Below are 23,119 nucleotides of genomic sequence, written 5' to 3'. Positions count from 1 at the left end.
GCGGTCTCAGGCCTTCAGCAGGACGACGACCGCGCCCGTTCCGCCTTGCGCAGGACGGGCCGAGGCAAACGCCACAACATCGTCGCGGCGGCGCAGCAGCTTGTCGGTGAGGCCCTTGAGTACGGGGCCGCCGGCTTTCGAGCGCAGGCCCTTGCCGTGGATGATCCGCACGCAGCGGATGCCGCCGCGGTGACACTCGGCCAGGAATTCGGCGATGGTGAACTGCGCGGCCGCAGCGTTCATCTGGTGCAGGTCGACGTCGGCCTGGATGCTGAACTGCCCACGCTTGAGTTGCTTGAGCAGCTTGGGCGGGTAGCCGTCACGCAGGTAGGACAGCTCCTCGCCCACTTCCAGTTCGGCCGGGTCGTAGTCGAAAAGCATGGAGTCTGCCGTGACGGCGGCCTCATCCGCGTCACGCATCACGGGCAAGGGTGCGGGCCGTGGACGCTCCGGCACGGCGTCCACCGGCTCCATCGGCCGCACGTCGCCGATCGCCTCCCGGAAGAGACGGCTGTCGTCCTCATGGACCATCGGCGCGCGGCGTTTCATGGTCACCATCCTAGCGGCTCTCGGTGAATCCCGCGCCCCGGTCCGGTAGACTTGGACGATCGGGTGCCCTCGCATGCAAGTGGGGGCCCCATCTTCAGTTTTTCGATCTGGATCAGCATGCAGGTTCTGGTAAGCAACGATGACGGCGTGGAAGCCCCGGGCATCCGGGTACTGGCTTCCCGCCTGGGCGAGTTCGGCACGGTGACGGTGGTTGCCCCCGATCGCGACCGCTCCGGTGCGAGCAACTCCCTCACGCTCGACGGCCCCATCCGCACCCAGCGACTCGACAACGGGTACTGGCGGGTGGCTGGCACGCCCACGGACTGCGTGCATCTCGCGCTGGCGGGCATGCTCGACCACGACGTCGACATCGTGGTCTCCGGCATCAACAACTGCGCCAACCTGGGTGACGACGTCATCTACTCCGGCACGGTCTCCGCAGCGATGGAAGGCCGCTTCCTCGGACTGCCCGCCATCGCCGTGTCGCTGGTCACCCGCGAAGGTTCCGGTCGCCATTTCGATACCGCCGCTTCGGCCGTGCTGATGCTGATGCGCCGCCTCATCGCCGATCCGCTGCCCGCCGACACCATCCTCAACGTCAACGTGCCCGATCTTCCCTGGGACGAGATCCGTGGTTTTGAGGTCACCCGCCTCGGCCGTCGCCACAAGGCCGAGCCGGCGATCCGCACCGAAGACCCGCGCGGCCGCACCATGTGGTGGATCGGCATGCCGGGTGCGGTTGACGACGCCGGCCCGGGTACGGACTTCGACGCGATTCGTCGCGGTTACGTCTCGGTCACGCCGATCCATACCGATCTCACCCGCTTCCAGGCGCTCGACAAGGTCAGTCATTGGGCCACCGCACTGTCGTCGTCCATGGGCGAGGAGGCGGCCTGACGTGGTAAACCTGCACGCCCTGCCACCCTCGGCGCTGCGCGGCGAAGGCATGACCTCGCAGCGTGCGCGCGATCGTCTGGTGGCAAAGCTGGTGGAAGAGGGCATCCGCGACGAGCGTGTGCTCGAAGTCATCCGGCAACTGCCCCGGCATCATTTCATCGACCAGGCGCTGCATTCACGCGCCTACGAGAACACGGCACTGCCGATCGGCCATGGGCAGACGATCTCCCAGCCCTGGATCGTCGCGCGGATGACCGAAGTCCTGATCGAACACGGAGTACCTGAGCGGGTGCTCGAAATCGGCACGGGCTCGGGTTATCAGGCCGCCGTACTGGCCGGCATCGTGCCCACGGTGTACACCGTGGAGCGCATCGAAGAACTGCTTCGCCAGGCCCGCCGTCGCTTCCGGCAACTCGGTATCGAGAACCTGCGCTCCCGTCATGACGACGGAAAGCTGGGCTGGGAATCCGACGCTCCCTTTGATGCCATCATCCTTACCGCCGCAGGCGACCGCATCCCCATGAAGCTGCTCGACCAGCTGAAGCCGGGCGGCGTGCTCGTGGCGCCCGTTGGCAGCCCAAGCCAGCAGGTGCTGGTGCGCCTGCGCAAGACGGAAGCGGGCGAGGTGGTGCGCGAGGACCTCGGTCCGGTCAGTTTCGTACCGCTGCTCGGCGGCATCGGTTGATGGACTCTCACTACAAGGAAAACCGCTGAATGCGGCTGTTCGCTTCACTCTATGACCGCGCCATCGTCTGGGCGCGTCACCGCCATGCGGTTCGCTACCTCGCCGGCTTGTCCTTCGTGGAAGCCTTCATTTTCCCGATCATGCCCGAGGTGATGCTGGCGCCGATGATGCTGGCCGAGCCCCGCAAGGCGTTCCGCTATGCCAACTGGAGCCTGCTGTTTTCCCTGCTGGGCTCGCTCGTGGGCTATGCGCTGGGCCATTTCGCCTTCGAGGCGCTGAAGCCGTTGCTCGATTCCATGCATCTGCTGGCACCGATCAGCAAGGGCGTGGCCGACCTGCAGGCCAAGATGCAGTCCCACGCATTCGAGCTGTATGTCGTGCTCTTCATGGCGGCCCTGCAACCGGTGGTGCCGATGAAGTTCGTCACCTGGGCTTCGGGTATCGTCGGGGTGCCCGTGCTGCCGTTCCTGCTCTGCGTGCTGGTGGGGCGCGGCAAGCGCGTATGGCTGCTGGCCCTGCTGGTCCGGGTGTTCGGTGAACGTGCCGAACAGATGCTACGCAAACACATTGAGTGGATAGGCTGGGCTGTTATCGTCATCCTCGTCTTACTGGCCCTCTGGTGGTTCCTGTTGCGATGAGTGACCGTGCAAGGAAATCCGCGATGCGAATGATCCGACCGCTCGCCGTGGCCGCCCTCGTTGGCTCCGGCCTTGTGCTTACCGGCTGTGGCATCACCCGCAGCTCCGTGGTCGTTACCCGTGCCCCGGGCAGCTACGAGCCGATCACCCACAGCCGGGTACCGGATGCCACGTCGTCTGCGCCGGCTCCGGGCGGCAGTTACCAGGTGCAGAAGGGCGACACGCTCTACAGCATCGCGTTCCGCAACAAGGTGGATTTCCGCGACCTGGCCAGCTGGAACGGCATTGCCTCGCCGTACACCATCTGGCCCGGACAGGAGCTGCACCTGTCGGCACCTGCCGCCAGCAAGCCTGCTCCGGAAGCGCTGCACCAGGCACCAGTAGTCGCCGCGGCCACGCCGCCAGGGCATCCAGCCTCCACGCCGCCGCCCCCGGCCACCCAGCCGGGCATCCAGGGCGTGAACGAAGCAGAAGCCAAGCCTCCGGCGGAGCCCGCTCCGGCGACCACGACGAATACCCCCGTGGTCGTTGCCGGCAAGCCCGCCGAGTCGGTCGTGCCACCGCCGCAGCCGGCCGCGCCTGCGAATACACCGCCTCCGCCGGTCGAGAACCCGTCGGCCGCGACGCCGATCGTGGCCACCGGTGCCACCCGCAACGCGGGCGGCATCACCTGGCGCTGGCCGGCCGATGGCTCACTGATCAAGAAGTTCGCCTCGGGCGATGCCATCCCCGGCATCGAGATCGCGGGCAAGAACGGCGACCCGGTGCGCGCCGCGGCGGATGGCGTGGTGGTGTACAGCGGCAATGGCCTCGTGGGCTATGGCGAGCTGGTCATCATCAAGCACAGCGACAGCTTCCTTTCCGCCTACGGCCACAACCGCAAGCGACTGGTAAAGGAAGGCGAGAAGGTGAAGGGCGGTCAGGTCGTAGCCGAAATGGGCTCCACAGGCGCATCGCGCGACGAGCTGCAGTTCCAGATCCGTCGCGACGGCAACCCGGTCGACCCGCTGCAATACCTGCCGCCGCAGAAATAGCGAACCACTCCCTGTAGGAGCGCGCCTCGCGCGCGACAGCCTACAAAGCGATGCCACCGCACCCCCGAAGGCTCAGGCGGTCTTCGGGGGTGCGGCAATGCCGGTCGCGCGCGAGGCGCGCTCCTGCAGGGCTGGGTCAGCCCTGGCGGTTTCGGCGCGCTTCGAATACCTGGAGATGCGTCCAGGCCACTTCCAGCATCGGTGCCTTCACGCCCGCATCGTGCGCCCGGCGCAGCATGTCGCCGACGATATGGGCGCCTTCGATACGCTGGCCGGCTTCCAGGTCGCGCAGCATCGACGCCGTGAGCGGCGAGCCTTCCTGGGTGAGGGTGGCCCAGGCTCGCGAGCGCGCCTGATCCGGCACCGCGTGCCCGGAGGCGCGGGCTACGGCGAGGCATTCCTCATACATATGCTCGATGAGGCGACGCCCATCATCAGTGCCCAAGATGTCGCCCACGGCTGCGCGGAACAGGCAGGTGGCGCCGGCCAGCGTCGTGAGAAAGGTGAACTTGGCCCAGAGATCGCGGGCGATATCCGTGGAATGACTGTGATCCACACCCGCCTTTGCAAAGGCCTCGGCCAGCGCGGAGCAGCGATGGCCATGGGACTCGCCGTCGCGCTCACCGAAGGTGACGGATGCACCATTGCCGAAGTGGATGACTTCGCCTTCAGGCCCCTTGGCGGCACTGATGATGCACAGGCCGCCCATCACCCGATCGGCGCCGAAGCGGCGGTCGAGTACGGGGTAGTGGGCCAGCCCGTTGAGAATCGGGAGCAGGGCCGTGCCTTCGCCAACGGCTGGACCGATCGCCTCGATGGCGGAGTCCAGGTCGTAGGCCTTGCAGGACAGCAGCACGACGTCGAAAGGGCCCGCTTCGGAGACACGCTCTGCCGTGGCATGCCTGACAGCGACCGTGGCATCACCCAGCGGACTGCGGATGATCAGCCCCTGCTTGTCGAGGGTGGTCGCCCTTTCGGGGCGTACGAGAAAGGTGACGTCCACGCCAGCCTGGGCCAGGCGACCACCGAAGTATCCGCCGGTCCCGCCGGCGCCGAGGACCAGGATTCGCATGGGGCGATCAGCTCTTGGGAAGGATGAAGGCGGCCAGCACGCGACGGCCTTCGCCGGCGAGCAGGCTGTAAGTGCGGGCGGCGGCACCGCTGGTCATGGCCTCGACGCCCATGCCACGGCGGAGGAAGGCCGCCATGACCTCGGCCGGCGGAAAGACCTGGCGTTCGCCGGTGCCGACGATGACGATCTCCGGCTTCAGGGCGGCGATGGTCTCGACATCGGCGAGACTCATCTGCTTCGCGTCGGAGACGCCCCAGTCCTCGACCACCTGTTCCGGTGTGACCAGGAGACTGGCGTGGAAGTCACGATCGACGATCGTGACCGTATCGGCGCCGACACGACGCACGAAGAGGTAATCGCCGGGGCGATCGAGGGTGAGGTCCATGGGACTTACCGGGGCAGGGCCAGCTTGGGATCCTGATTGTTGCGGCGGAACAGGACCACGACGTGGCCGATTTCCTGGACTTTCTCGGCGCCGGTCTGGCTGGTGAGGAAGGTGATCTGCTGCTGCCGCTCGTCCTTGTCGCCGCCGGAAAGCTTCACCTTCACCAGTTCGTGGATGTCGAGGGCCGAGGCCAGTTCCTTCGCCACGGCCTCCGTCGCGCCCTTGTTGCCGAGCAGGATAACCGGCCGCAGGTCGTGGGCGAGGCTGCGGAGGTAGCGGATCTGGGTATCGGAAAGCGACATTGCGTTCAGGTTCGATGTGCGGCGGACAGGTTGCAAAGGGTATCATGCGAGACCCGCTACTCATTAAGAATCCGGTCAAAAGCCCATGGCACGCAGCAAGACCAGCTCCCGTTGGCTGAAAGAGCACTTCGACGACCCCTACGTCAAGAAGGCTCAGGCCGAGGGGGCGCGCTCGCGCGCCATCTACAAGCTCGAAGAGCTCATCGACCGCGATCACCTCATCAAACCAGGCATGACCATCGTCGACCTGGGCGCTGCCCCGGGCGGATGGTCGCAGCTGGCACGCCAGCGCCTGGGGGATTCCGGCAAGGTCATCGCCATGGACATCCTGCCCATGGTGGGCCTGGCCGGCGTGGACTTCATGCAGGGCGACTTCCGCGAGGAATCGGTGCTGCGCGAGCTCGAATCCATGCTCGATGGCAAGAAGGTCGATCTTGTCCTGTCCGACATGGCCCCCAATATGTCGGGTGTGGCACTCGCGGACCAGATCCGGGCGATGGACCTGTGCGACCTGGCCCGGCAGTTCAGCCTCGACTGGCTGAAACCCGGTGGGTCGTTCCTGGTGAAGTTGTTCCAGGGGGCAGGGTTCGACGAGTACCTGAAGAACTTGCGCGCCGACTTCAGTCGCGTGACGATGCGTAAACCGAAGGCCTCCCGCGCGCGTTCGCGAGAGGTCTATGCGCTGGCGACGGGCCTCAAGGCCAAGTCCCGGCAACCTGGCGAGAACCGCGCATGAATGAGATGGCAAAAAACCTGTTGCTCTGGCTGATCATCGCGGTGGTCCTGCTGACCGTGTTCCAGACATTCAACCCGCATGGCGCGTCGTCGCAGGACATGTCCTACACGGCCTTCGCCCAGCAGGTGGACAACGGCAACGTCGCCAGCGGCACGATCACCTCCACCGCTCCGCCCACCATCACCGGCAAGCTGAAGGATGGCGGCTCCTACCGCACCGTCGTGCCGGTGGTCGGCCTGTCCACCAGCGACCTCGTCAAGCAGATGCGCGACAAGGGCGTCGAGCTTCGCCAGGAGCCTGCCGACAACGGCTTCTCCCTGCTGGGGCTGGTATTCAACTGGCTGCCCATCATCATCTTCGTCGCCGTGCTGATCTGGTTCATGCGCCAGATGCAGGCCGGCTCCGGTGGCCGTGGGGCCATGAGCTTCGGCCGCTCCCGCGCCAAGCTGCAGGGCGAAGACCAGATCAAGGTCAATTTCTCCGACGTGGCCGGTTGCGATGAGGCCAAGGAAGAAGTCGGCGAGCTTGTCGAGTTCCTGCGCGACCCGGGCAAGTTCCAGAAGCTCGGCGGCAAGATTCCCCGCGGCGTGCTGATGGTGGGCCCGCCCGGTACCGGCAAGACACTGCTCGCCAAGGCGATCGCCGGCGAAGCCAAGGTGCCGTTCTTCTCGATCTCCGGTTCGGACTTCGTCGAAATGTTCGTCGGCGTCGGTGCCAGCCGCGTGCGCGACATGTTCGAGCAGGCCAAGAAGCACGCACCCTGCATCATCTTCATCGACGAAATCGACGCCGTCGGCCGCCATCGTGGCGCCGGCATGGGCGGTGGTCACGACGAGCGCGAGCAGACCCTCAACCAGCTGCTGGTCGAGATGGACGGCTTCGAAGGCACCGAGGGCATCATCGTCATCGCCGCCACCAACCGCCCCGACGTGCTCGATCCCGCCCTGCTGCGTCCGGGTCGCTTCGACCGCCAGGTCGTGGTGGGCCTGCCCGACGTGAAGGGTCGCGAGCAGATCCTCAAGGTGCACATGCGCAAGGTGCCCACGGCCGCCGACGTCGAGCCGATGACGATCGCACGCGGTACGCCCGGCTTCTCTGGTGCCGACCTCGCCAACCTCGTCAACGAGGCCGCGCTGTTCGCCGCTCGTGAGAATGCCCGCGAAGTGCGCATGAGCCATCTGGACCGTGCCCGCGACAAGATCCTCATGGGTGCCGAGCGCCGCTCGATGGCCATGAACGACGAAGAGAAGCGTCTCACCGCCTACCACGAGGCCGGTCACGCCATCATCGGTCGCCTCGTGCCCGAGCACGATCCGGTCTACAAGGTCACCATCATTCCGCGCGGCCGCGCCCTGGGCGTCACGATGTACCTGCCCGAAGGCGACCGCTACAGCATGAACAAGGTGGCGATCGAATCGCAGCTTTGCTCGCTCTATGGCGGCCGCGTGGCGGAAGAGCTGATCTTCGGTCACGACAAGGTAACCACGGGTGCGTCGAACGATATCGAGCGCGCCACGAAGATGGCCCGCAACATGGCCACCAAGTGGGGCCTGTCCGATGAGCTCGGTCCGGTCACCTATGGCGAAGAAGAAGACGAAGTCTTCATCGGTCGCTCGGTGACGCAGCACAAGAGTGTCTCCAACGAAACGGCACGCAAGATCGACGAAGTAGTGCGCACCATCCTCGACCGCGCTTACGCGCGCAGCAAGGACCTGCTCACCACCAATATCGACAAGCTGCACGTGATGGCCGACGCCCTGTTGCAGTACGAGACCATCGACGCACGCCAGATCGACGACATCATGGCCGGTCGCGAACCGGGCCCGCCGGCCGACTGGCAGAAGCCGGGCGCCACACCGCCGCCTCCGCCCCGCGGAGACGCCGGCCCGGCGCCAGACAAGGTCGGCAAGCCAGCGACGCAGGTATAAAAGGGAAGGGCGGCCACTGGCCGCCCTTCTTCGTTCTACGCGTAAGCAACCCCAAAGGCCCCCATGCCCTGTAGGAGCGCGCCTGCGCGCGACCGGTTGAAACGGCGCACTCCGTAGCAAACCCAAGCTCCCTACCGAAGGGGGGAGTCGATCGCATCGGCGATTGACGCTCTGTAGTAAAGCAGCCTTTGGAGGCTTCGCTCCGTAGGGAGTGCTCGCCTGTCGGCCTCATTGCTCCGCGCTCTAACGTGGCCGAGACCGAGCCGTCGGGGGCGGCCCTTGTCGCGCCGGCCTGCGGTGTCCCTCGGGAAAGGAGAGCCGCTGCGCGGCTCAGTGACTTATGGCTTGCGCCCCTTCGGGCACGGCGAGCGTGCGGGGTTTTTCGACTCGGCTCCTGCCTCGGCGAAAAATGTCGGCCTTCCTGGCCGCCACCCTACGGGCCTTTTCCGCCCGCTCACCTCACCTCCATCAAGTCGCGTCAAGGGCCGCCCCCGCCGGCTCTCCCTAGTGGTGCGGTGTCGTGGGATGAAAACCGACACGCGGTGTCCCCGATCGCCTGCGCTGCTTTTTGACAACGGTGTTCTCACCGGATGCGCTGCTCGTCGAGCAGCGCATCCGGTGAGAACACCCCTGCTACGGAAACGATCCGCCACACAGGGAAAAAGGCCTTCCTGCGACATGTTGTCATGTGAAGGCTAAGCCTTTCTCCTGTAACGAAAGAGCCTTCGATTTGACCGCTTCGTTACCGTCGCGCGAAAAAAAATTTCAAAAAAGTGTTGACGGACGCCCGTGAAATCTGAATAATTCCGCTTCTCGACACGGCGCCAACGCTTCACAGCGGCAGGCACCGGGTCAAAGGTTTAAAGTGTGCGCCCGTAGCTCAGTTGGATAGAGTACCAGGCTACGAACTTGGTGGTCGGGAGTTCGAATCTCTCCGGGCGCACCATCTTTAAGCAGGTTGTCGCGGTTAAATGCGGTAACCACGGTAGTTGAAAGTGTGGTGTGTTCATACGGATTGACGGGCTAGGCTTTGACCCGTAGCATCTGAAAGCTCGCTAGTTTGATCGGTGTGGCTCAAGGTTTCGGGGTATAGCTCAGTCTGGTAGAGCGCCAGCTTTGGGAGCTGGATGTCGGGGGTTCGAATCCCTCTGCCCCGACCAAATGGTGTTCTACGTACAGTGCCTGCGCCTGTAGCTCAACCGGATAGAGCATCGGCCTTCTAAGCCGACGGTTGCAGGTTCGATTCCTGTCGGGCGCGCCAGTTCAGGTTTTATGGTGGGCGTAGCTCAGTTGGTTAGAGTACCGGATTGTGATTCCGGATGTCGTGGGTTCGAATCCCATCGTCCACCCCACTTTTGACGTGTTACAATTTGTGTTTCCGGGCCGTTAGCTCAGCTGGTAGAGCAGTTGACTCTTAATCAATTGGTCCTAGGTTCGAATCCTAGACGGCCCACCAATTCAAGGGCACCTGATGAAAATCAGGTGCCTTTTTCTTTGCGTGGATTATTCAGATATTCGTTTTGACTGAATATCGATTCAGCAAAATCAGCCGCCCCATTTCCAGTCCTGCCATCAGAAATTAATCGGCCCTCGTCGCCATGGTGGGAGGGCTCCCTCTTAAAGCCTCGCGCTTTCCGTCATTGCGGCCTACCATCGTCATCTTGTGCATGCGAAGCCGGGCGCGGGTGGGGGCTTCGCAGGCGATGATCTGAACGGCTTGGGAGGGGCGTTTGAAAAGGAGCATTTCGCACTGGAGTGCCTGGGGGCAATACATTGCCGTCGCCGCAGCATACGAAGCGGTGTACGAGATTGCGCGATACTGTTCCCAGCCTCAATTCCTCCTGACGACGGGATTGCGCCTGGCATGCATGCTGTTGATGCCAGCGCGTTTCTGGCCTGCGCTGGCTGTTGGCGAATTCGTACCGCTGGCCGAGAACGCGCTCTTCTGCGCTGATCGCTTTGGCACCGCGTGGGCCGTCCTGATCGCCATTCCCACCGTTGTCTTCTACTGGCCCGTACTCGGCATGGTGCGCAGCAAGTGGCGCCTTTACGATGCAGATGGGCGGTTGCATATGCAGGTCATCGTCTATGCGTCGATTGTCGCCTCGATAATTACCGCCGGACTGATCACGGCAACGTGGATGGCTGCCTTCATGCATGATCCAGGCAAGTTCCCTGCGCATGATCCGACGATGGTTCTCGTGTCGCGTCTTGTGGGTTCGTACCTGGGTGCATTGACGTTGACGCCCGTCATTCTGTCGTTGCGAGACAGGTATCTTCGTCGGCAGGACGTGCTTACCGTTGCCGCCGTCTGGCGCAGCACGCTGCTGCGGGACATCTTGTGGTGGGTCATACCTGCACTGGCCGTACTTGACTGGCTCGCACTAACCGCCAACGTCGAAAGCGTGCGGCAGCTGGCACAGTTCGCATTGTTGCTTCCCGTGCTGGGCCTGGCCTGGCGACATGGGTGGCATGGCACGGCCGTTGGCGGATTGCTGGCCAGTTTTGCCCTTGCCTCGACGGCTCATGGCTTGCTCGATAACGAGACACTAAAGGTCCAGACTGTGATGTCCGTGGTGCTGTCGGGCGCGCTCATCCTGGGCGCCCGATCACCCGCCACGCGCCGTATGACCGAAGCCGATCAGGGACCGTGACCGCTGCACGCCAGCGGGTCTTTTTCACAGGTCGACGGCGTCACTATCAGTTGCTCGGTGCCATCTGACTGTAATGCGGCAGAGATGGATACCGCCTCGTCCCGATAAACGGGTTCACCAGACGTTGCGCCCGGCGCAGTCCCGATGACCCAGGGCGATGCATCGGCTCCGATGGGCAGATCCAGAATCTGCCCTCCTGTATAACCCACCGCGCCACGCACGGTGCCATTGCCGTCGTTTACCTGTACATATCGGATTCCCGCGCGTTCGAAGCGGTAGACGTGGTAGTGCGGGCTGGTGCTGACGTCGGGAGCATTGGGCCACGATGCCCTCATGCCTGTACCAGACTGGGGAGCAGAGTGTGCTGTGCTTGCAAGGAAGGTGGATGTCACGGCCACGATGAAAACGGCAGACCTGATGAACGACATAAGTGCTCCGTGCATTTGATATGTCTCGTCAGCGTACCGCTATTTGCCGCCCGGTAAGTAGCGGTGGCTTTGGTGGAGCGACGCTCACTGAATTCGAACAACTGAACGATCCCGCTGCCTCGGCTTGCGGTTGGCATTATTTGACTGGCTGACGCAGTCGGCCAAGGGGCGCGCGCACTGATAGAGCGTTGTCGTGCGCCAATTCGGCAAATGTTTACGAATCTGCTTCAACAATTTCCCATTGCGGTGCAATGCATGAGAAGGTAGTCAGCGGGGATATCTCAGACGAACACCAAGGCGGCTTGGGAGACAGCGTGAAGGGAAGCACGGTGCATTGGAATGCTTGGGGACAATACTTCGCGATTGCTGCCGCTTATGAAGCGGTCTATGAAATCACGTATCACCTTTCTTCCTCTCAATTTCTCCTGACGACAGGGCTTCGGCTGGCAGTTATGCTGCTGCTTCCCATGCGTTTTTGGTTAGCGCTTGCTATTGGCGAAGCTGTTCCATTAGTTGAAAACGCCTTTTTCAGCGTCGGAAAGTTCGGCTACGCATGGACCGTGCTGGCAACGGTTCCCACGGTGGCTCTTTGGTGGCTTCCACTAAAATCCATTCGTACACGATGGCCTCTCTTGAATAAAGAAGGCACCGTCCGGATGCATGTATTCCTTGGTGCGGCGCTTGCTGTATCGGCAATAACATCAGCCATCATGACGATGACTTGGGGCGCGGCAATGATCGAACGGCCGGGTATGTGGCCAGCGCGAAACCCTATCGAGGTCTTCTTCACATGCTTGATCGGCGCCTATTTGGGGGCGCTCACACTTACCCCGGTCATCCTGGCATTAAGGGAGCGCGCCCGAAATCACTGGGCGGCATTCTCCCTTGGAGCGATCTGGCGGAGCCCGCTTTTGCGGGATATTGTCTGGTGGGCGTTACCGACGCTCATGATCCTTGCATGGGTAGCATCAACCACACAGGACGATAGTGTTCGCAACATGGTTCGCTACGCGTTCTTGTGGCCGGCGCTTGGTCTGACTTGGCGTCACGGATGGCACGGCACCGCCGTAGCTGGATTGATGGCGAGTTTTGCACTTGCGTATACGGCTCATGGCCACCTTGGCCGAGAGGCGCTCGCCAGCGAGATTTGCCTTGCTGTTGTGCTATCGGTAGCGCTTTTCTCGGGCGCTAGGTCGCACAGGGGCATCGGCGTCACTGCACGAGCCAACGCCCCTTAGGGCATTACAGGAGTCGTTTGCCGCACTCTAGCGGATCACCCTCGCATTCCGGCACAACCATCATGCGCGCCGTACCGTTGGCTTGTGGGGTGATGGAAATGCTCATCAATTCGTCGCGGTAGACGGGTTCGCCCGTGCGCGGCACGGACGTGTCGTTGACGACGGTCCAGTGGGACGCATCGACCCCGATCGGCAGGTCAATAACCTGTCCCCCGACGTAGCCAATTGCACCGCGAACGTTGCCGGCCGCATCGTTGACTTGAACGTACCTTACGCCTCCGCGCTCGAAGCGATAGACATGGTAATGCGGGTTTGCGCTCAGGTCAGTGGTATTGGGCCATGACGTTCCGAGTCCCGTAGTTGACGGGGGCGCCGCAAAGGCCGCCCCTGCGGCGGTAAGGCCCGCGATAGCGGTGGCGAGCAGGGCAAGGGTTGGTAAACGCATACATGCTCCGTGCAATGGTTGAGTGCCACAAGCGTACCGACACCTGTGGCCTGTTAGAGAGCGATACCGGCCACAGTGAAGGTTTACTTGCGCCTTTCTCCCCTTGTAACGGGGTGGAGCACCTAGACATTGCAGCGCTAGCAAAAGTACACGGATACCGGTGAAAGTTGCACTTATTCCGCGCCAGGCCCTTCGGTTGTTATAGGTGGTTGATATTTAATATCAATATCTATTCATTTCGCGCATCTGTCCGTATGAATGCCTATGACTCCTTGGTTTGGCGGGCAGGTACCATCCATAGACCTTCGCCCCGCACATCCCTAAAATGGCGCCGCGAGCGAGAGTGGCGGAATTGGTAGACGCACCAGATTTAGGTTCTGGCGGAGAAATCCGTGAGGGTTCGAGTCCCTCCTTTCGCACCACCGGCAAGGTCGCCCGATGGGATCAGCCGTACGCCACGGCCACATCGATCACCCAGGTGATCCCGAACCGGTCTTTCAGCATGCCGTACAGTGGCGACCATGCCGACGGTTTTATCGGCTCGATGACCGAACCGCCGTCAGCCAGCCCCTTCCATAGCGCCTGGGCCTCGGCTTCGCTATCGCATCGTAGCGACACATAGAAAGCGTTCTCGCCGGGGTGCCAGGGCTGCTCCGGTCGCACGTCATATCCCATGACATGAAATCCTCCGTCGGTGACGACCTGGCCCCACATCACGTGGGACGGATCGGATGCCTTGTCGGCTTGCCCCGCATCGGCATAGCTCACCAGGGTGAGTTGCCCACCCAGCGCGTGCTGGTAGAAGGCCAGGGCATCCCGGGCCTGGCCGCGGAAATTGAGGTGGGTGACGGTACGGACGGACATGGGCGAGGGCTCCTGCGTGAGTGGTGGGATGGCCCGTAAGATACGAGTCCCTCCTGCCAGTTCCTGTCAGCTGAATGGCTCGCTCCGATCGCCTGTTTCGTCTGCTGCACCTACTGCGCAGCCTGCCGCCCCCGGTTACGGCGCAGCAGCTGGCGTCGTCCGCGGGTATATCCCTGCGTTCGGTCTATCGCGACATCGAGGTGCTGCGCGCCGGCGGCGCGGAGATCGATAGCGAGCGCGGCTACGGCTATACGCTGATCAATGACGGCATCATGCGACCGCAGGCGTTCTCGCGTCTGGAGATCGAAGCCATTGCACTGGGCATGGCGGAAGTCCGGCATATGGGCGATGCAGCGTTGGCCGGGGCTGCTGAAGCCGTGCTGGCGAAGGTGGCGTCCACGTTGCCATCCAGGACGCAGGAGCACATGGCGCACGCCATCTCCCATGTACGACGCTTCGGCCAGCGCTACGCGGTGCTACCGGATGTCGATGTCATCCGCGAAGCGTGCTGGCAGGAGCGGGCTTTGCTGATCGATTACTCGGACAGGCAGGGTGCCTTTACCCGTCGCACCGTCTGGCCGCTGGCCGTGGTGTACCTGGAGCAGATGCTTGTGTTGCTGGCCCGATGCTGCCTTCGTGACGACTTCCGGATGTTCCGGCTCGAACGCATCCAGGCTGTGGAGGCCACCACGGTCAGCTTTCGACCACGACGGGCAGGTTTATTGCGGCGCTATCTGCACGAGCTGGAGCAACGAGGAAGCAGTCCGACGGGGAAAGACCGGGAAAGGCGAATTGATGAAGCCGGTCCCGGGGAATCTGGTCTTGACTGCCCCTCTGGATGATTAGGGCGGACATGTTCGTCCGCCCAACCTGATTCAGCTCGGAACGTTGGTCCTGCGTGCCACGAACACCCCGAGCAGGGCGAGCAAGGTGGTGATGGCGAAGTTCGCACTGAAGGCGGCGGTGTAGGAAAGCGCGAGCAGGGCGGCGAACAGCGAGCCGCCGAGGGCCAGCGTCGTGGATACCGTCAGCGACTCGCACAGCTGCAAGGCCGAGCTGTTCGTGCCCTGTTCCTCGGGCGACGACATGGAAAGGGTGGCCACCGAGACCGTGGCGTAGGTCATGCCCATGCCCAGGCCGCAAAGCGCCCAGCCCGCAATGGCGGCCGCGACCGGCATCCATGCATAGGTGCCGAGCCCGGCGGCGATGCCGCCGACAAGCATGGCGACGGTACCGCGATGGATGATGGCCTGCCGCGAGATCTTCGCGTAATGACCCTGGTACCACGAGCCGGCGAACCAGCCGAGCGCTCCGCCGCTGATCGCAAGACCCGCCCACAGCGGCGACATGCCGTGCTCGTGCGAGAGCATCAGGGGCAGGAAGGCCTCCGCACCGAAGAACGCCGAAGCAACGATGCCGCGCAGGGCGATCACGGAGGGGAGGCCGCGCGCGCCGCGCAACGTGCCCTTCGGCAGCAGCTGCCCGCCACAGCCCAGGAGCAGGGCAAGGGCGGGTATGAGGATTACCGCAGCCAGCCAGCCGCTTTCCTGGCCGGCGACGAACAGCAGGCAGACGCCGACGGAGGCGCCGACGGCATTGAGCATGCGCCCCGGCTGCGGTGTGGCGACATGGCTGGGCGGGGCCAGTGAGGCAAGCGCGCCACGCAGGGCCAGGGCTGCGGGAACGGCCAGTACGGGCACGGCGAGGAAGACCCAGCGCCAGCCCACGTGTTCCACGATGGCGCCGCTGACAGCCGGACCGATCAGGGCCGGCACCACCCAGCCTGCCGAGAACGAGGCGAATACCTTGGGCCGGAGGCTGTCGGGGTAGAGGTGCCCCACGATCACGTAGAGAGCGGGGAAGAGGCAGCCGGCACCGAAGCCCTGCACGAGGCGGCCCACCAGCAGGGTTGGCATGTCGTGGGCGAAGCCGGCAATGAGCAGGCCCGCGACGAACCCGACGAGGCCGGTCCAGATGGCGGGTGCAGGACCGCTGCGGTCGCTCCAGCGACCCGAGAGGGTCATCCCGATGACGCTGGTGGCAAGCACGCCACCGAAGGCCAGGGCGTACAGCTTCAGCCCATCGAGCTCGCGCGCCACCGTGGGCATCGCCGTGGTGACTGCCAGGGCTTCGAAGGCGATGAGGGAAATCAGGGCCACCATGCCGATGGTGGCCGCGCGGTAGGTCGGGGAGAGGATGCCGTCCGTCGGCGTGGCCTCCCTGGCCGGGCGGAGTTCTGGTTCGCTGGTACTCACGTTCATCCGATACATCCTGGGGTAGGGGGCAGTGTCGCACGCTTGCATCGGGCGACCCGTGAGGTCAGGATAGAACCTCAACTTTGGTTTAGGTCAAGCGCATGCGGGAGCTGAGTGTCGGCGAGGTGGCAAACCGGTCGGGCGTGGCGGTGTCCGCGCTGCACTTCTATGAGCGCAAGGGCCTGATCCACAGCCTGCGCACGGCAGGCAACCAGCGGCGCTACCCGGCCGACGTGCTGCGCCGGATCGCCGTGATCCGGGTGGCCCAGCGGGTAGGCATCCCCCTGGAAGCCGTGGGCCGGGCCTTCGCGAACCTGCCCTCGGGCCGCTCCCCGGGCCGTGACGACTGGGCTGCCATGTCGGCGGCCTGGCGGGACGAACTGGAGCAGCGCATCGCCCAGCTGCACAATCTCAAGGATCGCCTCACAGGCTGCATCGGCTGCGGTTGCCTCTCGCTGGAGGCCTGCTCCCTCATGAATCCCGGGGATGCGCTGGCTGCGGAGGGGGACGGACCCAGGCGCTGGACGGGCGAATAGCGCATGTTGCGGGGGCGGGAAGGCAAAACGTAGAATGGGCAGTCATTTGCGGGGTTTTTCGCCACCGGGGAGGCGATCGATCCGGCATCCGTGTAATTCCCTTTGTTTCGGTTCGGCGACGGATGGTCGCCATCGCGCCACGTCACGTGGTGGTTTCAGGAGAGGTCATGCAGGTTTCGGTTGAGAATGTCGGCAAGCTCGGGCGCAAGCTCACGGTGAAGTTCCCAGCTGAGCGCCTCGAGGCGCAGGTCAGCGAGCGCATCGCGGAAATGGGTCGTACGGTCCGCCTGAAGGGCTTCCGTCCCGGCAAGGTGCCCACCACCGTGATCAAGCAGCGCTTCGGCGCGCAGGTCCGTGGCGAAGCCCTTTCCGAGCTGATCGGCTCCACCCTGCGTGACGCCGTCACCCAGGAAAAGCTGCAGCCCATCGCCAACCCGTCGGTCGACACCACCGGCAACCCGGTGGACGGCGAGATCGCCTACACCGCCACCTTCGAGATCATGCCGGAGTTCCCGGCCATCGACGTGACCGGTCTGGAAATCGCCCGTCCGAAGGCCGAGGTCAAGGACACCGACATCGACAAGATGATCGAGACCCTGCGCACCCAGCGCCGCAGCTTCGACGAAGTGTCGCGCGCCTCGAAGGACGGCGACTTCGTCATGTTCGAATACGCCGCCGAAGCCGGTGACTACCGCTTCCCGGCCGAAGGCCTCGAGCGCGCCGGCAGCGTGCTGGGCTCGGGCACCCTGTTCAAGGCGCTCGACGAGGCCCTCACCGGCCGCACCGCCGGTGACGACCTGGTCCAGGACGTGGCCTTCCCGGAAGACTTCCGCAACCCGGACCTGGCCGGCAAGACCGCCAAGGTCACCCTGAAGATCGTCAAGGTGCAGGAGCCGAACCTCCCGGCCGTGGACGACGACTTCGTGAAGCTGTTCGGCGTGGCCGACGGCAGCATCGAGACCTTCCGCAAGGAAGTCCGCGCCAACCTCGAGCGCGAACTGAAGGCGACCGTGATGGCCCGCCTGAAGTCCGAAGTAGCCGAGAAGCTGGCCGGCGCCTACGCCGAGCTTGACGTGCCTGACCTCATGGCCAACGCCGAGGCCGAGAGCCTTGCCGCCGGCAACCTGCCGCGCGGCCAGCAGCCGTCGCCGGAGATGGTGGCCGAGGCCCTGCCGTTCGCCCGCAAGCGCGTCATCGCCGCCCTTATCATGGGTGAGATCGCCCGCAAGAACGAGCTGCGCCTGGATCGCAAGCGCCTGGCCGAGATGCTCACGGCGATTGCCTCTACCTATGAAGAGCCGGAAAAGGTCATTGAACTGTATAACGGCGATCCCCAACTGATGCAGGGACTGCAGAACCGCGTGATGGAAGACCAGGTGGCCGAGTGGGTGGCGGATAACGCCAAGTCCACCGACCAGGAACTGAGCTTCGACGAGGTGATGCGACCGGTCGGCGCGTAAGCGCCGATCCTCTGGTTACCACCCCGGGCCCCACTCGAAGGAGAGACCGCATGTCCATGGCTCCGATCCAGAATCTCAACCTGGTGCCCATCGTCGTCGAGCAGACCTCGCGCGGCGAGCGTTCGTACGACATTTATTCGCGTCTCCTCAAGGAGCGCATCATCTTCGCGGTCGGCCCGGTCGACGATTACATGGCCAATGTGATCGTCGCCCAGATGCTGTTCCTCGAGTCCGAGAACCCGGACAAGGACATCAACCTGTACATCAACAGCCCCGGTGGTTCCGTCACCGCGGGCATGGCGATCTACGACACGATGCAGTTCATCAAGCCCGACGTCAGCACCATGTGCATCGGCCAGGCGGCTTCGATGGGCGCCTTGCTGCTGGCCGCCGGTGCGGCGGGCAAGCGGTTCTCCCTGCGGCACTCCCGGATCATGATCCACCAGCCCTGGGCTGGCGGCATTTCCGGTCAGGCCACGGACATCGAGATTCACGCCCGTGAAATTCTCACGATGCGTGAGCGGCTTAACGCGATCCTGGCCCACCATAGCGGCAAGACGGTGGACGAGATCGCCCGCGATACCGAGCGCGACCGCTTCATGAGCGGCGCCGAGGCCCAGGCCTATGGCCTGATCGACTCGGTGGCCGAGAAGCGCACGGACGAAACCGTCCGGTCGGCTTGATTGAACTTTTTCGCTTGTGAAAACCAGCACTTCGCCCCTGATTCCAGGGGCGGAGTGCTGTGCTATTCTCAAAGCGCACCTGGATTCTCAGTAGGGCCCAAAGCATGAGCGACGAGCGGCAGAGCCGTTCCAATGACGGCGGAAAGATTCTTTATTGCTCCTTCTGCGGCAAGAGCCAGCATGAAGTGCGCAAGCTGATCGCCGGTCCCAGCGTGTTCATCTGCGACGAATGCGTTGAGCTGTGCAACGACATCATCCGCGAGGAACTGGAAGAAAAGGCGGCCTCCGGCCGTACCCAACTTCCGAAGCCCCGCGAAATCATGGAAGCGCTCGACCAGTACGTGGTCGGCCAGACGCGTGCCAAGAAGGCACTGTCCGTTGCCGTTTACAACCACTACAAGCGCATGGAATCGCGCCAGAAGAACGACGAAGTCGAGCTGGGCAAGTCCAACATCCTCCTGATCGGTCCCACCGGTTCGGGCAAGACGTTGCTGGCCGAGACCCTGGCCCGACTGCTCAACGTGCCCTTCACCATCGCCGACGCCACCACGCTCACCGAGGCGGGTTACGTGGGTGAGGATGTCGAAAACATCATCCAGAAGCTCCTGCAGAAGTGCGACTACGACGTCGAGAAGGCGCAGAGCGGCATCGTTTACATCGATGAAATCGACAAGATCTCGCGCAAGAGCGAAAACCCGTCGATTACCCGCGACGTTTCCGGCGAAGGCGTGCAGCAGGCCCTGCTCAAGCTCATCGAGGGCACGCTCGCCTCGGTGCCGCCGCAGGGCGGCCGCAAGCACCCGCAGCAGGAGTTCCTGCAGGTCGACACGCGCAACATCCTCTTCATCTGCGGCGGTGCGTTTGCCGGCCTGGAGAAGGTGATCCAGCAGCGTTCCGAGACCACGGGCATCGGCTTCGGCGCCGAAGTACGCTCCAAGGAGCGCACGGAAAACGTCGGCAAGAAGCTGTCCGAGGTCGAGCCGGCCGATCTGGTCCGTTTCGGTCTCATTCCGGAATTTGTCGGCCGCCTGCCGGTCGTGGCCACGCTCGACGAACTCGACGAGGCTGCCCTGGTGCAGATTCTCACCGAGCCGAAGAATGCGGTCACCAAGCAGTTCCGCAAGCTGTTCGACATGGAAGGCGCCGAGCTGGAATTCCGCCCGGAGGCCCTGTCCGCCATCGCCCGTCGCGCGCTCAAGCGCAAGACCGGTGCACGCGGCCTGCGTACCATCCTCGAACAGGTCCTGCTCGATACGATGTTCGAGCTGCCGTCCCTTGAGCACGTCAGCAAGGTGGTGGTGGACGACGCCGTGATCGAAGGCCAGGCGGAGCCCTACCTGATCTACCGTGGCAACCTGCAGCAGCAGCGGATTGCGGGAGAGGGCGGCGACGCGGCCTGACGGTCCGCGCCGCCCCTGGACGGCCCCGGCGTCGCAAGGCGCCGGGGCCGTTTTCGTTTCACCTGGGCTCTTGATCGCCTTTCCGCGCGCCACCACTTGACGTTCATGGCGGCTCCGGCGCAGTGTCGGGGCGAGCCCTAAAATCTCCGAGGGAAATCCCAAGCACATGGCGAAGAATCGCAGCCAAACCACGAGCGGAGCCGCGCTGGACCTGTTGCCGGTCCTGCCCCTGCGTGACGTTGTCGTCTACCCGCACATGGTCATTCCGCTGTTCGTGGGACGCGACAAGTCCATGCGTGCACTGGAGCAGGCGATGGAAGGCGAGCGGCAGATCCTGCTCGTCGCGCAGAAGAGCCCCGACATTGACGATCCGGCCGTGGGCGACCTGCACCAGGTCGGCACCCTGGCTGGTGTCCTGCAGCTGCTGAAACTGCCCGATGGCACCGTGAAGGTGCTGGTCGAGGGGCAGTCGCGCGTGCAGATCGAATCGTTCGAGGACGAAGCCGGCATGATGAGCGGTCGCGCCCGCGTCATCGAGCCCATCTACAGCAGCAACGAACGCGAGCTGGACGTCGTCTCGCGCTCGCTCGTTTCCCTGTTCGAACAACTGGTGAAGCAGAGCCGCAAGCTCCCGCCGGAAATCCTCGCCACCCTCTCGGGCATCGAGGATCCCTCGCGTCTTGCCGACTCCATCGCCGCGCATCTTTCCGTGCGCATGGCCGACAAGCAGAAGGTGCTCGAAACCTCCGATGTCGGCCAGCGTCTCGAACTGCTGATCGGTCTCGTCGATGGCGAGATGGATCTCCAGCAGGTCGAGAAGCGCATCCGCGGCCGCGTGAAGTCGCAGATGGAGAAGAGCCAGCGCGAGTACTACCTCAACGAGCAGATGAAGGCCATCCAGAAGGAGCTGGGTGAGGGCGAGGAGGGCGCGAACGAACTGGACGAACTCCAGAAGAAGATCGAAGCCGCCGGCATGCCCAAGGCGGTGCTCACCAAGGCCAAGCAGGAATTCAACAAGCTCAAGCAGATGTCGCCGATGTCTGCGGAGGCCACCGTGGTGCGCAACTACCTCGACTGGGTGGTGGGTGTGCCGTGGAAGAAGCGTTCGAAGGTCCGCAAGGATCTCGCCCTGGCGCAGGAAACCCTCGACGCCGATCACTTCGGTCTTGAGAAGGTCAAGGATCGCATCCTTGAGTACCTCGCCGTGCAGCAGCGCGTCGATCGCATGAAGGGCCCCATCCTCTGCCTCGTCGGTCCGCCCGGCGTGGGCAAGACCTCGCTCGGCCAGTCCATCGCGAAGGCGACGAACCGCAAGTTCGTTCGCATGAGCCTGGGTGGCGTGCGGGACGAGGCCGAGATTCGTGGTCACCGCCGTACGTATATCGGTTCGATGCCCGGCCGCATCGTGCAGAACCTCAACAAGGTCGGTTCCAAGAACCCGCTGTTCGTCCTGGATGAAATCGACAAGATGTCGATGGATTTCCGTGGCGATCCGTCGTCGGCCCTGCTGGAAGTGCTCGATCCGGAGCAGAACAACGCCTTCAACGACCACTACCTGGAAGTCGATCTCGATCTCTCCGAAGTGATGTGGATCGCCACGGCCAACTCGCTCAACATTCCCGGTCCGCTGCTCGACCGCATGGAAGTCATCCGCATCCCGGGTTACACCGAAGACGAAAAGCTCAACATCGCGCAGAAGTACCTGCTGCCGAAGCAGCTCAAGGCCAACGGCCTGAAGAGTGGCGAGCTTGCCGTGGCGGAAGATGCGTTGCGTGACATCGTGCGCTTCTACACGCGTGAATCGGGTGTGCGTAACCTCGAGCGCGAAATCTCCAAGATCTGCCGCAAGGTGGTGAAGGAGCTGGCGCTCGGTACCGTGCCGGCCAGTGCGAAGGCGAAGGTGAAGAAGCCGGCCGCGAAGGCAGCGAAGGGCAAGGCGCTCGCGCCGGACCTCGTGCGCGTCGATGCCGCCAACCTCGACCATTACCTCGGTGTGCGTCGCTTCGACTTCGGTCGTGCGGAGCAGCAGAACGAAGTGGGCCTGGTCACCGGCCTGGCCTGGACCCAGGTCGGCGGCGACCTGCTCAGCATCGAAGCGTCCGTGGTGCCGGGCAAGGGTCGTCTGGTCCACACCGGCCAGCTTGGCGACGTGATGAAGGAATCGATCCAGGCGGCACTCAGCGTGGTTCGTGCGCGTGCGGCGGGCCTGGGTATCGAGCCCGACTTCCACGAGAAGCTCGACATCCACATCCACGTACCGGAAGGTGCCACGCCGAAGGATGGTCCGAGTGCGGGCATCGCCATGGGCACGGCGCTCGTCTCTGCGCTTACCAAGGTGCCGGTGCGCTCCGAGGTGGCGATGACGGGCGAGATCACCCTGCGCGGTCGCGTGCTCCCCATCGGTGGCCTCAAGGAGAAGCTGCTGGCGGCGCATCGCGGCGGCATCACCACGGTGATCATCCCCGAGGAAAACCGCAAGGACCTCGCCGATCTGCCGGAGAACATCACCTCGTCGCTGGATATCCATCCGGTGAAGTGGATCGACGAAGTACTCGATCTCGCGCTGGAGCGCCCGATCGGGCAGGCCAAGAGTGGCAACGGCAGCGAGAGCGTCGATGTGCCGCGTACGAAGGGCAAGGGCAAGGCGAAGGATTCTCCGTCGGTCACCCATTGATCGTTTCGTGAGGCGAACAAGAGCGCACCCAGGTGCGCTCTTTTCGTTTTCGTCGTCCTGTCATTGCGCCCGCGCAATAATCGTTTTTCTGCATTCGCGCAACCCTCGAATTACCATGCATACGCGCTGAAAGCCTTGGTATTGCTTGTATTGCGGTGGGGGTAGGGCGCTGGTATAAAGGCGTCACCGCGATCATCCGCGCCGCAACGGCACCATCGATCACGGGGTCGTATTTGAGATCACACGATCTTCACGA

Annotated in this window: 22 protein-coding genes and 6 tRNA genes; 20 read left to right on the top strand and 8 right to left on the bottom strand. The window is 63.6% G+C overall.

Annotation, left to right across the window (positions count from 1 at the left end):
- Nucleotides 1–6 precede the first annotated feature (6 nt).
- On the bottom strand, nt 7–549 hold the full coding sequence (locus tag KR767_RS00270) for a Smr/MutS family protein (RefSeq protein WP_250877726.1): 543 nt from the start codon (nt 547–549) through the stop codon (nt 7–9).
- A gap of 117 nt (nt 550–666) precedes the next feature.
- Between KR767_RS00270 and surE the strand changes: the two genes are divergently transcribed.
- The 4 genes from surE to KR767_RS00250 are packed head-to-tail and all read left to right on the top strand — an operon-like array spanning nt 667 to nt 3,803.
- A complete protein-coding gene (gene surE, locus KR767_RS00265) occupies nt 667–1,446 on the top strand; it encodes a 5'/3'-nucleotidase SurE (RefSeq protein WP_166947152.1) in 780 nt (259 codons plus the stop codon).
- Nucleotides 1,447–1,495: 49 nt separating this feature from the next.
- Nucleotides 1,496–2,131, top strand: coding sequence for a protein-L-isoaspartate(D-aspartate) O-methyltransferase (locus tag KR767_RS00260; protein WP_166947338.1), 636 nt, complete (start codon nt 1,496–1,498; stop codon nt 2,129–2,131).
- Nucleotides 2,132–2,160: 29 nt separating this feature from the next.
- A complete protein-coding gene (locus KR767_RS00255) occupies nt 2,161–2,769 on the top strand; it encodes a YqaA family protein (protein WP_166947151.1) in 609 nt (202 codons plus the stop codon).
- Nucleotides 2,770–2,798: 29 nt separating this feature from the next.
- On the top strand, nt 2,799–3,803 hold the full coding sequence (locus KR767_RS00250) for a peptidoglycan DD-metalloendopeptidase family protein (RefSeq protein ID WP_250877725.1): 1,005 nt from the start codon (nt 2,799–2,801) through the stop codon (nt 3,801–3,803).
- Between the two features lie 136 nt (nt 3,804–3,939).
- Here KR767_RS00250 and panE read toward each other — a convergent pair whose 3' ends face one another.
- Genes panE through KR767_RS00235 form a run of 3 tightly spaced genes read right to left on the bottom strand, consistent with a single transcriptional unit; the run spans nt 3,940 to nt 5,562 of the window.
- The gene (gene panE, locus KR767_RS00245; RefSeq protein WP_250877724.1) at nt 3,940–4,875 is read right to left on the bottom strand and encodes a 2-dehydropantoate 2-reductase; all 936 of its coding nucleotides are present in this window, start codon (nt 4,873–4,875) and stop codon (nt 3,940–3,942) included.
- A gap of 7 nt (nt 4,876–4,882) precedes the next feature.
- Nucleotides 4,883–5,260, bottom strand: coding sequence for an Mth938-like domain-containing protein (locus tag KR767_RS00240; protein WP_250877723.1), 378 nt, complete (start codon nt 5,258–5,260; stop codon nt 4,883–4,885).
- Nucleotides 5,261–5,265: 5 nt separating this feature from the next.
- Entirely contained in the window at nt 5,266–5,562 is a 297-nt protein-coding gene (locus KR767_RS00235; protein ID WP_166947147.1) for a YhbY family RNA-binding protein, read from the bottom strand.
- Between the two features lie 85 nt (nt 5,563–5,647).
- Here KR767_RS00235 and rlmE point away from each other — a divergent pair, with 85 nt between their 5' ends.
- The 8 genes from rlmE to KR767_RS00195 all read left to right on the top strand — a co-directional run bounded on the left by rlmE (nt 5,648) and on the right by KR767_RS00195 (nt 10,880).
- A complete protein-coding gene (gene rlmE, locus KR767_RS00230) occupies nt 5,648–6,298 on the top strand; it encodes a 23S rRNA (uridine(2552)-2'-O)-methyltransferase RlmE (RefSeq protein WP_166947146.1) in 651 nt (216 codons plus the stop codon).
- A complete protein-coding gene (gene ftsH / locus KR767_RS00225; RefSeq protein ID WP_208392450.1) occupies nt 6,295–8,226 on the top strand; it encodes an ATP-dependent zinc metalloprotease FtsH in 1,932 nt (643 codons plus the stop codon). Before rlmE ends, ftsH begins: the two co-directional genes overlap by 4 nt.
- 869 nt (nt 8,227–9,095) lie before the next feature.
- A tRNA-Arg gene (locus KR767_RS00220) sits at nt 9,096–9,172 on the top strand.
- Between the two features lie 137 nt (nt 9,173–9,309).
- Nucleotides 9,310–9,386: transfer RNA gene (locus KR767_RS00215), tRNA-Pro, on the top strand.
- 24 nt (nt 9,387–9,410) lie between these two features.
- Nucleotides 9,411–9,487, top strand: a tRNA-Arg gene (locus KR767_RS00210).
- A 14-nt stretch (nt 9,488–9,501) separates the two neighbouring features.
- A tRNA-His gene (locus KR767_RS00205) sits at nt 9,502–9,578 on the top strand.
- Nucleotides 9,579–9,606: 28 nt separating this feature from the next.
- A tRNA-Lys gene (locus KR767_RS00200) sits at nt 9,607–9,682 on the top strand.
- A gap of 343 nt (nt 9,683–10,025) precedes the next feature.
- On the top strand, nt 10,026–10,880 hold the full coding sequence (locus KR767_RS00195) for an MASE1 domain-containing protein (RefSeq protein WP_250879201.1): 855 nt from the start codon (nt 10,026–10,028) through the stop codon (nt 10,878–10,880).
- Here the strand turns inward: KR767_RS00195 and KR767_RS00190 are convergent.
- Nucleotides 10,868–11,308, bottom strand: a complete 441-nt coding sequence (locus KR767_RS00190; protein ID WP_250877722.1) for a hypothetical protein — start codon at nt 11,306–11,308, stop codon at nt 10,868–10,870. The two genes, KR767_RS00195 and KR767_RS00190, sit on opposite strands and share 13 nt — an antisense overlap.
- A 314-nt stretch (nt 11,309–11,622) precedes the next feature.
- Between KR767_RS00190 and KR767_RS00185 the strand changes: the two genes are divergently transcribed.
- A complete protein-coding gene (locus tag KR767_RS00185) occupies nt 11,623–12,546 on the top strand; it encodes a hypothetical protein (protein ID WP_250877721.1) in 924 nt (307 codons plus the stop codon).
- A 4-nt stretch (nt 12,547–12,550) separates the two neighbouring features.
- Here KR767_RS00185 and KR767_RS00180 read toward each other — a convergent pair whose 3' ends face one another.
- The gene (locus KR767_RS00180) at nt 12,551–12,991 is read right to left on the bottom strand and encodes a hypothetical protein (protein ID WP_250877720.1); all 441 of its coding nucleotides are present in this window, start codon (nt 12,989–12,991) and stop codon (nt 12,551–12,553) included.
- Nucleotides 12,992–13,328: 337 nt separating this feature from the next.
- Between KR767_RS00180 and KR767_RS00175 the strand changes: the two genes are divergently transcribed.
- Nucleotides 13,329–13,413: transfer RNA gene (locus KR767_RS00175), tRNA-Leu, on the top strand.
- 22 nt (nt 13,414–13,435) lie between these two features.
- Here KR767_RS00175 and KR767_RS00170 read toward each other — a convergent pair.
- Complete coding sequence (locus KR767_RS00170; protein ID WP_250877719.1) at nt 13,436–13,855, bottom strand: VOC family protein; 420 nt, start codon at nt 13,853–13,855, stop codon at nt 13,436–13,438.
- 74 nt (nt 13,856–13,929) lie between these two features.
- Between KR767_RS00170 and KR767_RS00165 the strand changes: the two genes are divergently transcribed.
- Nucleotides 13,930–14,697: a helix-turn-helix transcriptional regulator gene (locus KR767_RS00165; RefSeq protein ID WP_250877718.1), complete on the top strand. Its 768-nt coding sequence runs from the start codon at nt 13,930–13,932 to the stop codon at nt 14,695–14,697.
- Nucleotides 14,698–14,730: 33 nt separating this feature from the next.
- On the opposite strand, the gene KR767_RS00160 is transcribed toward KR767_RS00165, so the two are convergent.
- A complete protein-coding gene (locus KR767_RS00160; protein WP_250877717.1) occupies nt 14,731–16,116 on the bottom strand; it encodes an MFS transporter in 1,386 nt (461 codons plus the stop codon).
- A gap of 95 nt (nt 16,117–16,211) precedes the next feature.
- On the opposite strand from KR767_RS00160, the gene soxR reads away from it, so the two are divergent.
- From soxR to lon, 5 genes are all read left to right on the top strand, one after another.
- Nucleotides 16,212–16,646, top strand: coding sequence for a redox-sensitive transcriptional activator SoxR (soxR, locus tag KR767_RS00155; RefSeq protein WP_166947139.1), 435 nt, complete (start codon nt 16,212–16,214; stop codon nt 16,644–16,646).
- A 167-nt stretch (nt 16,647–16,813) separates the two neighbouring features.
- Nucleotides 16,814–18,106, top strand: a complete 1,293-nt coding sequence (tig, locus tag KR767_RS00150) for a trigger factor (protein ID WP_166947138.1) — start codon at nt 16,814–16,816, stop codon at nt 18,104–18,106.
- 56 nt (nt 18,107–18,162) lie between these two features.
- The gene (clpP, locus tag KR767_RS00145) at nt 18,163–18,789 is read left to right on the top strand and encodes an ATP-dependent Clp endopeptidase proteolytic subunit ClpP (RefSeq protein ID WP_425602757.1); all 627 of its coding nucleotides are present in this window, start codon (nt 18,163–18,165) and stop codon (nt 18,787–18,789) included.
- 104 nt (nt 18,790–18,893) lie between these two features.
- On the top strand, nt 18,894–20,189 hold the full coding sequence (gene clpX / locus KR767_RS00140) for an ATP-dependent Clp protease ATP-binding subunit ClpX (protein ID WP_166947136.1): 1,296 nt from the start codon (nt 18,894–18,896) through the stop codon (nt 20,187–20,189).
- A gap of 166 nt (nt 20,190–20,355) precedes the next feature.
- A complete protein-coding gene (gene lon / locus KR767_RS00135; RefSeq protein ID WP_166947135.1) occupies nt 20,356–22,863 on the top strand; it encodes an endopeptidase La in 2,508 nt (835 codons plus the stop codon).
- Nucleotides 22,864–23,119 lie beyond the last annotated feature (256 nt).

It is taken from the genome of Luteibacter anthropi (assembly GCF_023699965.1).
In the GTDB taxonomy this organism is placed as follows: domain Bacteria; phylum Pseudomonadota; class Gammaproteobacteria; order Xanthomonadales; family Rhodanobacteraceae; genus Luteibacter; species Luteibacter anthropi.
This window is presented reverse-complemented; position numbering and strand designations above follow the sequence as displayed.

What these genes read in the sequence shown, in the direction of transcription:
- panE (WP_250877724.1), bottom strand. Translation starts at nt 4,875, where the DNA reads ATGCGAATCCTGGTCCTCGGCGCCGGCGGGACCGGCGGATACTTCGGT.
- KR767_RS00165 (WP_250877718.1), top strand. Translation starts at nt 13,930, where the DNA reads ATGGCTCGCTCCGATCGCCTGTTTCGTCTGCTGCACCTACTGCGCAGC.
- clpP (WP_425602757.1), top strand. Translation starts at nt 18,163, where the DNA reads ATGGCTCCGATCCAGAATCTCAACCTGGTGCCCATCGTCGTCGAGCAG.
- clpX (WP_166947136.1), top strand. Translation starts at nt 18,894, where the DNA reads ATGAGCGACGAGCGGCAGAGCCGTTCCAATGACGGCGGAAAGATTCTT.
- ftsH (WP_208392450.1), top strand. Translation starts at nt 6,295, where the DNA reads ATGAATGAGATGGCAAAAAACCTGTTGCTCTGGCTGATCATCGCGGTG.
- KR767_RS00190 (WP_250877722.1), bottom strand. Translation starts at nt 11,308, where the DNA reads ATGTCGTTCATCAGGTCTGCCGTTTTCATCGTGGCCGTGACATCCACC.
- KR767_RS00250 (WP_250877725.1), top strand. Translation starts at nt 2,799, where the DNA reads ATGATCCGACCGCTCGCCGTGGCCGCCCTCGTTGGCTCCGGCCTTGTG.
- KR767_RS00180 (WP_250877720.1), bottom strand. Translation starts at nt 12,991, where the DNA reads ATGCGTTTACCAACCCTTGCCCTGCTCGCCACCGCTATCGCGGGCCTT.
- KR767_RS00235 (WP_166947147.1), bottom strand. Translation starts at nt 5,562, where the DNA reads ATGTCGCTTTCCGATACCCAGATCCGCTACCTCCGCAGCCTCGCCCAC.
- KR767_RS00255 (WP_166947151.1), top strand. Translation starts at nt 2,161, where the DNA reads ATGCGGCTGTTCGCTTCACTCTATGACCGCGCCATCGTCTGGGCGCGT.
- lon (WP_166947135.1), top strand. Translation starts at nt 20,356, where the DNA reads ATGGCGAAGAATCGCAGCCAAACCACGAGCGGAGCCGCGCTGGACCTG.
- KR767_RS00170 (WP_250877719.1), bottom strand. Translation starts at nt 13,855, where the DNA reads ATGTCCGTCCGTACCGTCACCCACCTCAATTTCCGCGGCCAGGCCCGG.
- rlmE (WP_166947146.1), top strand. Translation starts at nt 5,648, where the DNA reads ATGGCACGCAGCAAGACCAGCTCCCGTTGGCTGAAAGAGCACTTCGAC.
- KR767_RS00260 (WP_166947338.1), top strand. Translation starts at nt 1,496, where the DNA reads ATGACCTCGCAGCGTGCGCGCGATCGTCTGGTGGCAAAGCTGGTGGAA.
- soxR (WP_166947139.1), top strand. Translation starts at nt 16,212, where the DNA reads ATGCGGGAGCTGAGTGTCGGCGAGGTGGCAAACCGGTCGGGCGTGGCG.
- tig (WP_166947138.1), top strand. Translation starts at nt 16,814, where the DNA reads ATGCAGGTTTCGGTTGAGAATGTCGGCAAGCTCGGGCGCAAGCTCACG.
- KR767_RS00240 (WP_250877723.1), bottom strand. Translation starts at nt 5,260, where the DNA reads ATGGACCTCACCCTCGATCGCCCCGGCGATTACCTCTTCGTGCGTCGT.
- surE (WP_166947152.1), top strand. Translation starts at nt 667, where the DNA reads ATGCAGGTTCTGGTAAGCAACGATGACGGCGTGGAAGCCCCGGGCATC.
- KR767_RS00160 (WP_250877717.1), bottom strand. Translation starts at nt 16,116, where the DNA reads ATGAACGTGAGTACCAGCGAACCAGAACTCCGCCCGGCCAGGGAGGCC.
- KR767_RS00270 (WP_250877726.1), bottom strand. Translation starts at nt 549, where the DNA reads ATGAAACGCCGCGCGCCGATGGTCCATGAGGACGACAGCCGTCTCTTC.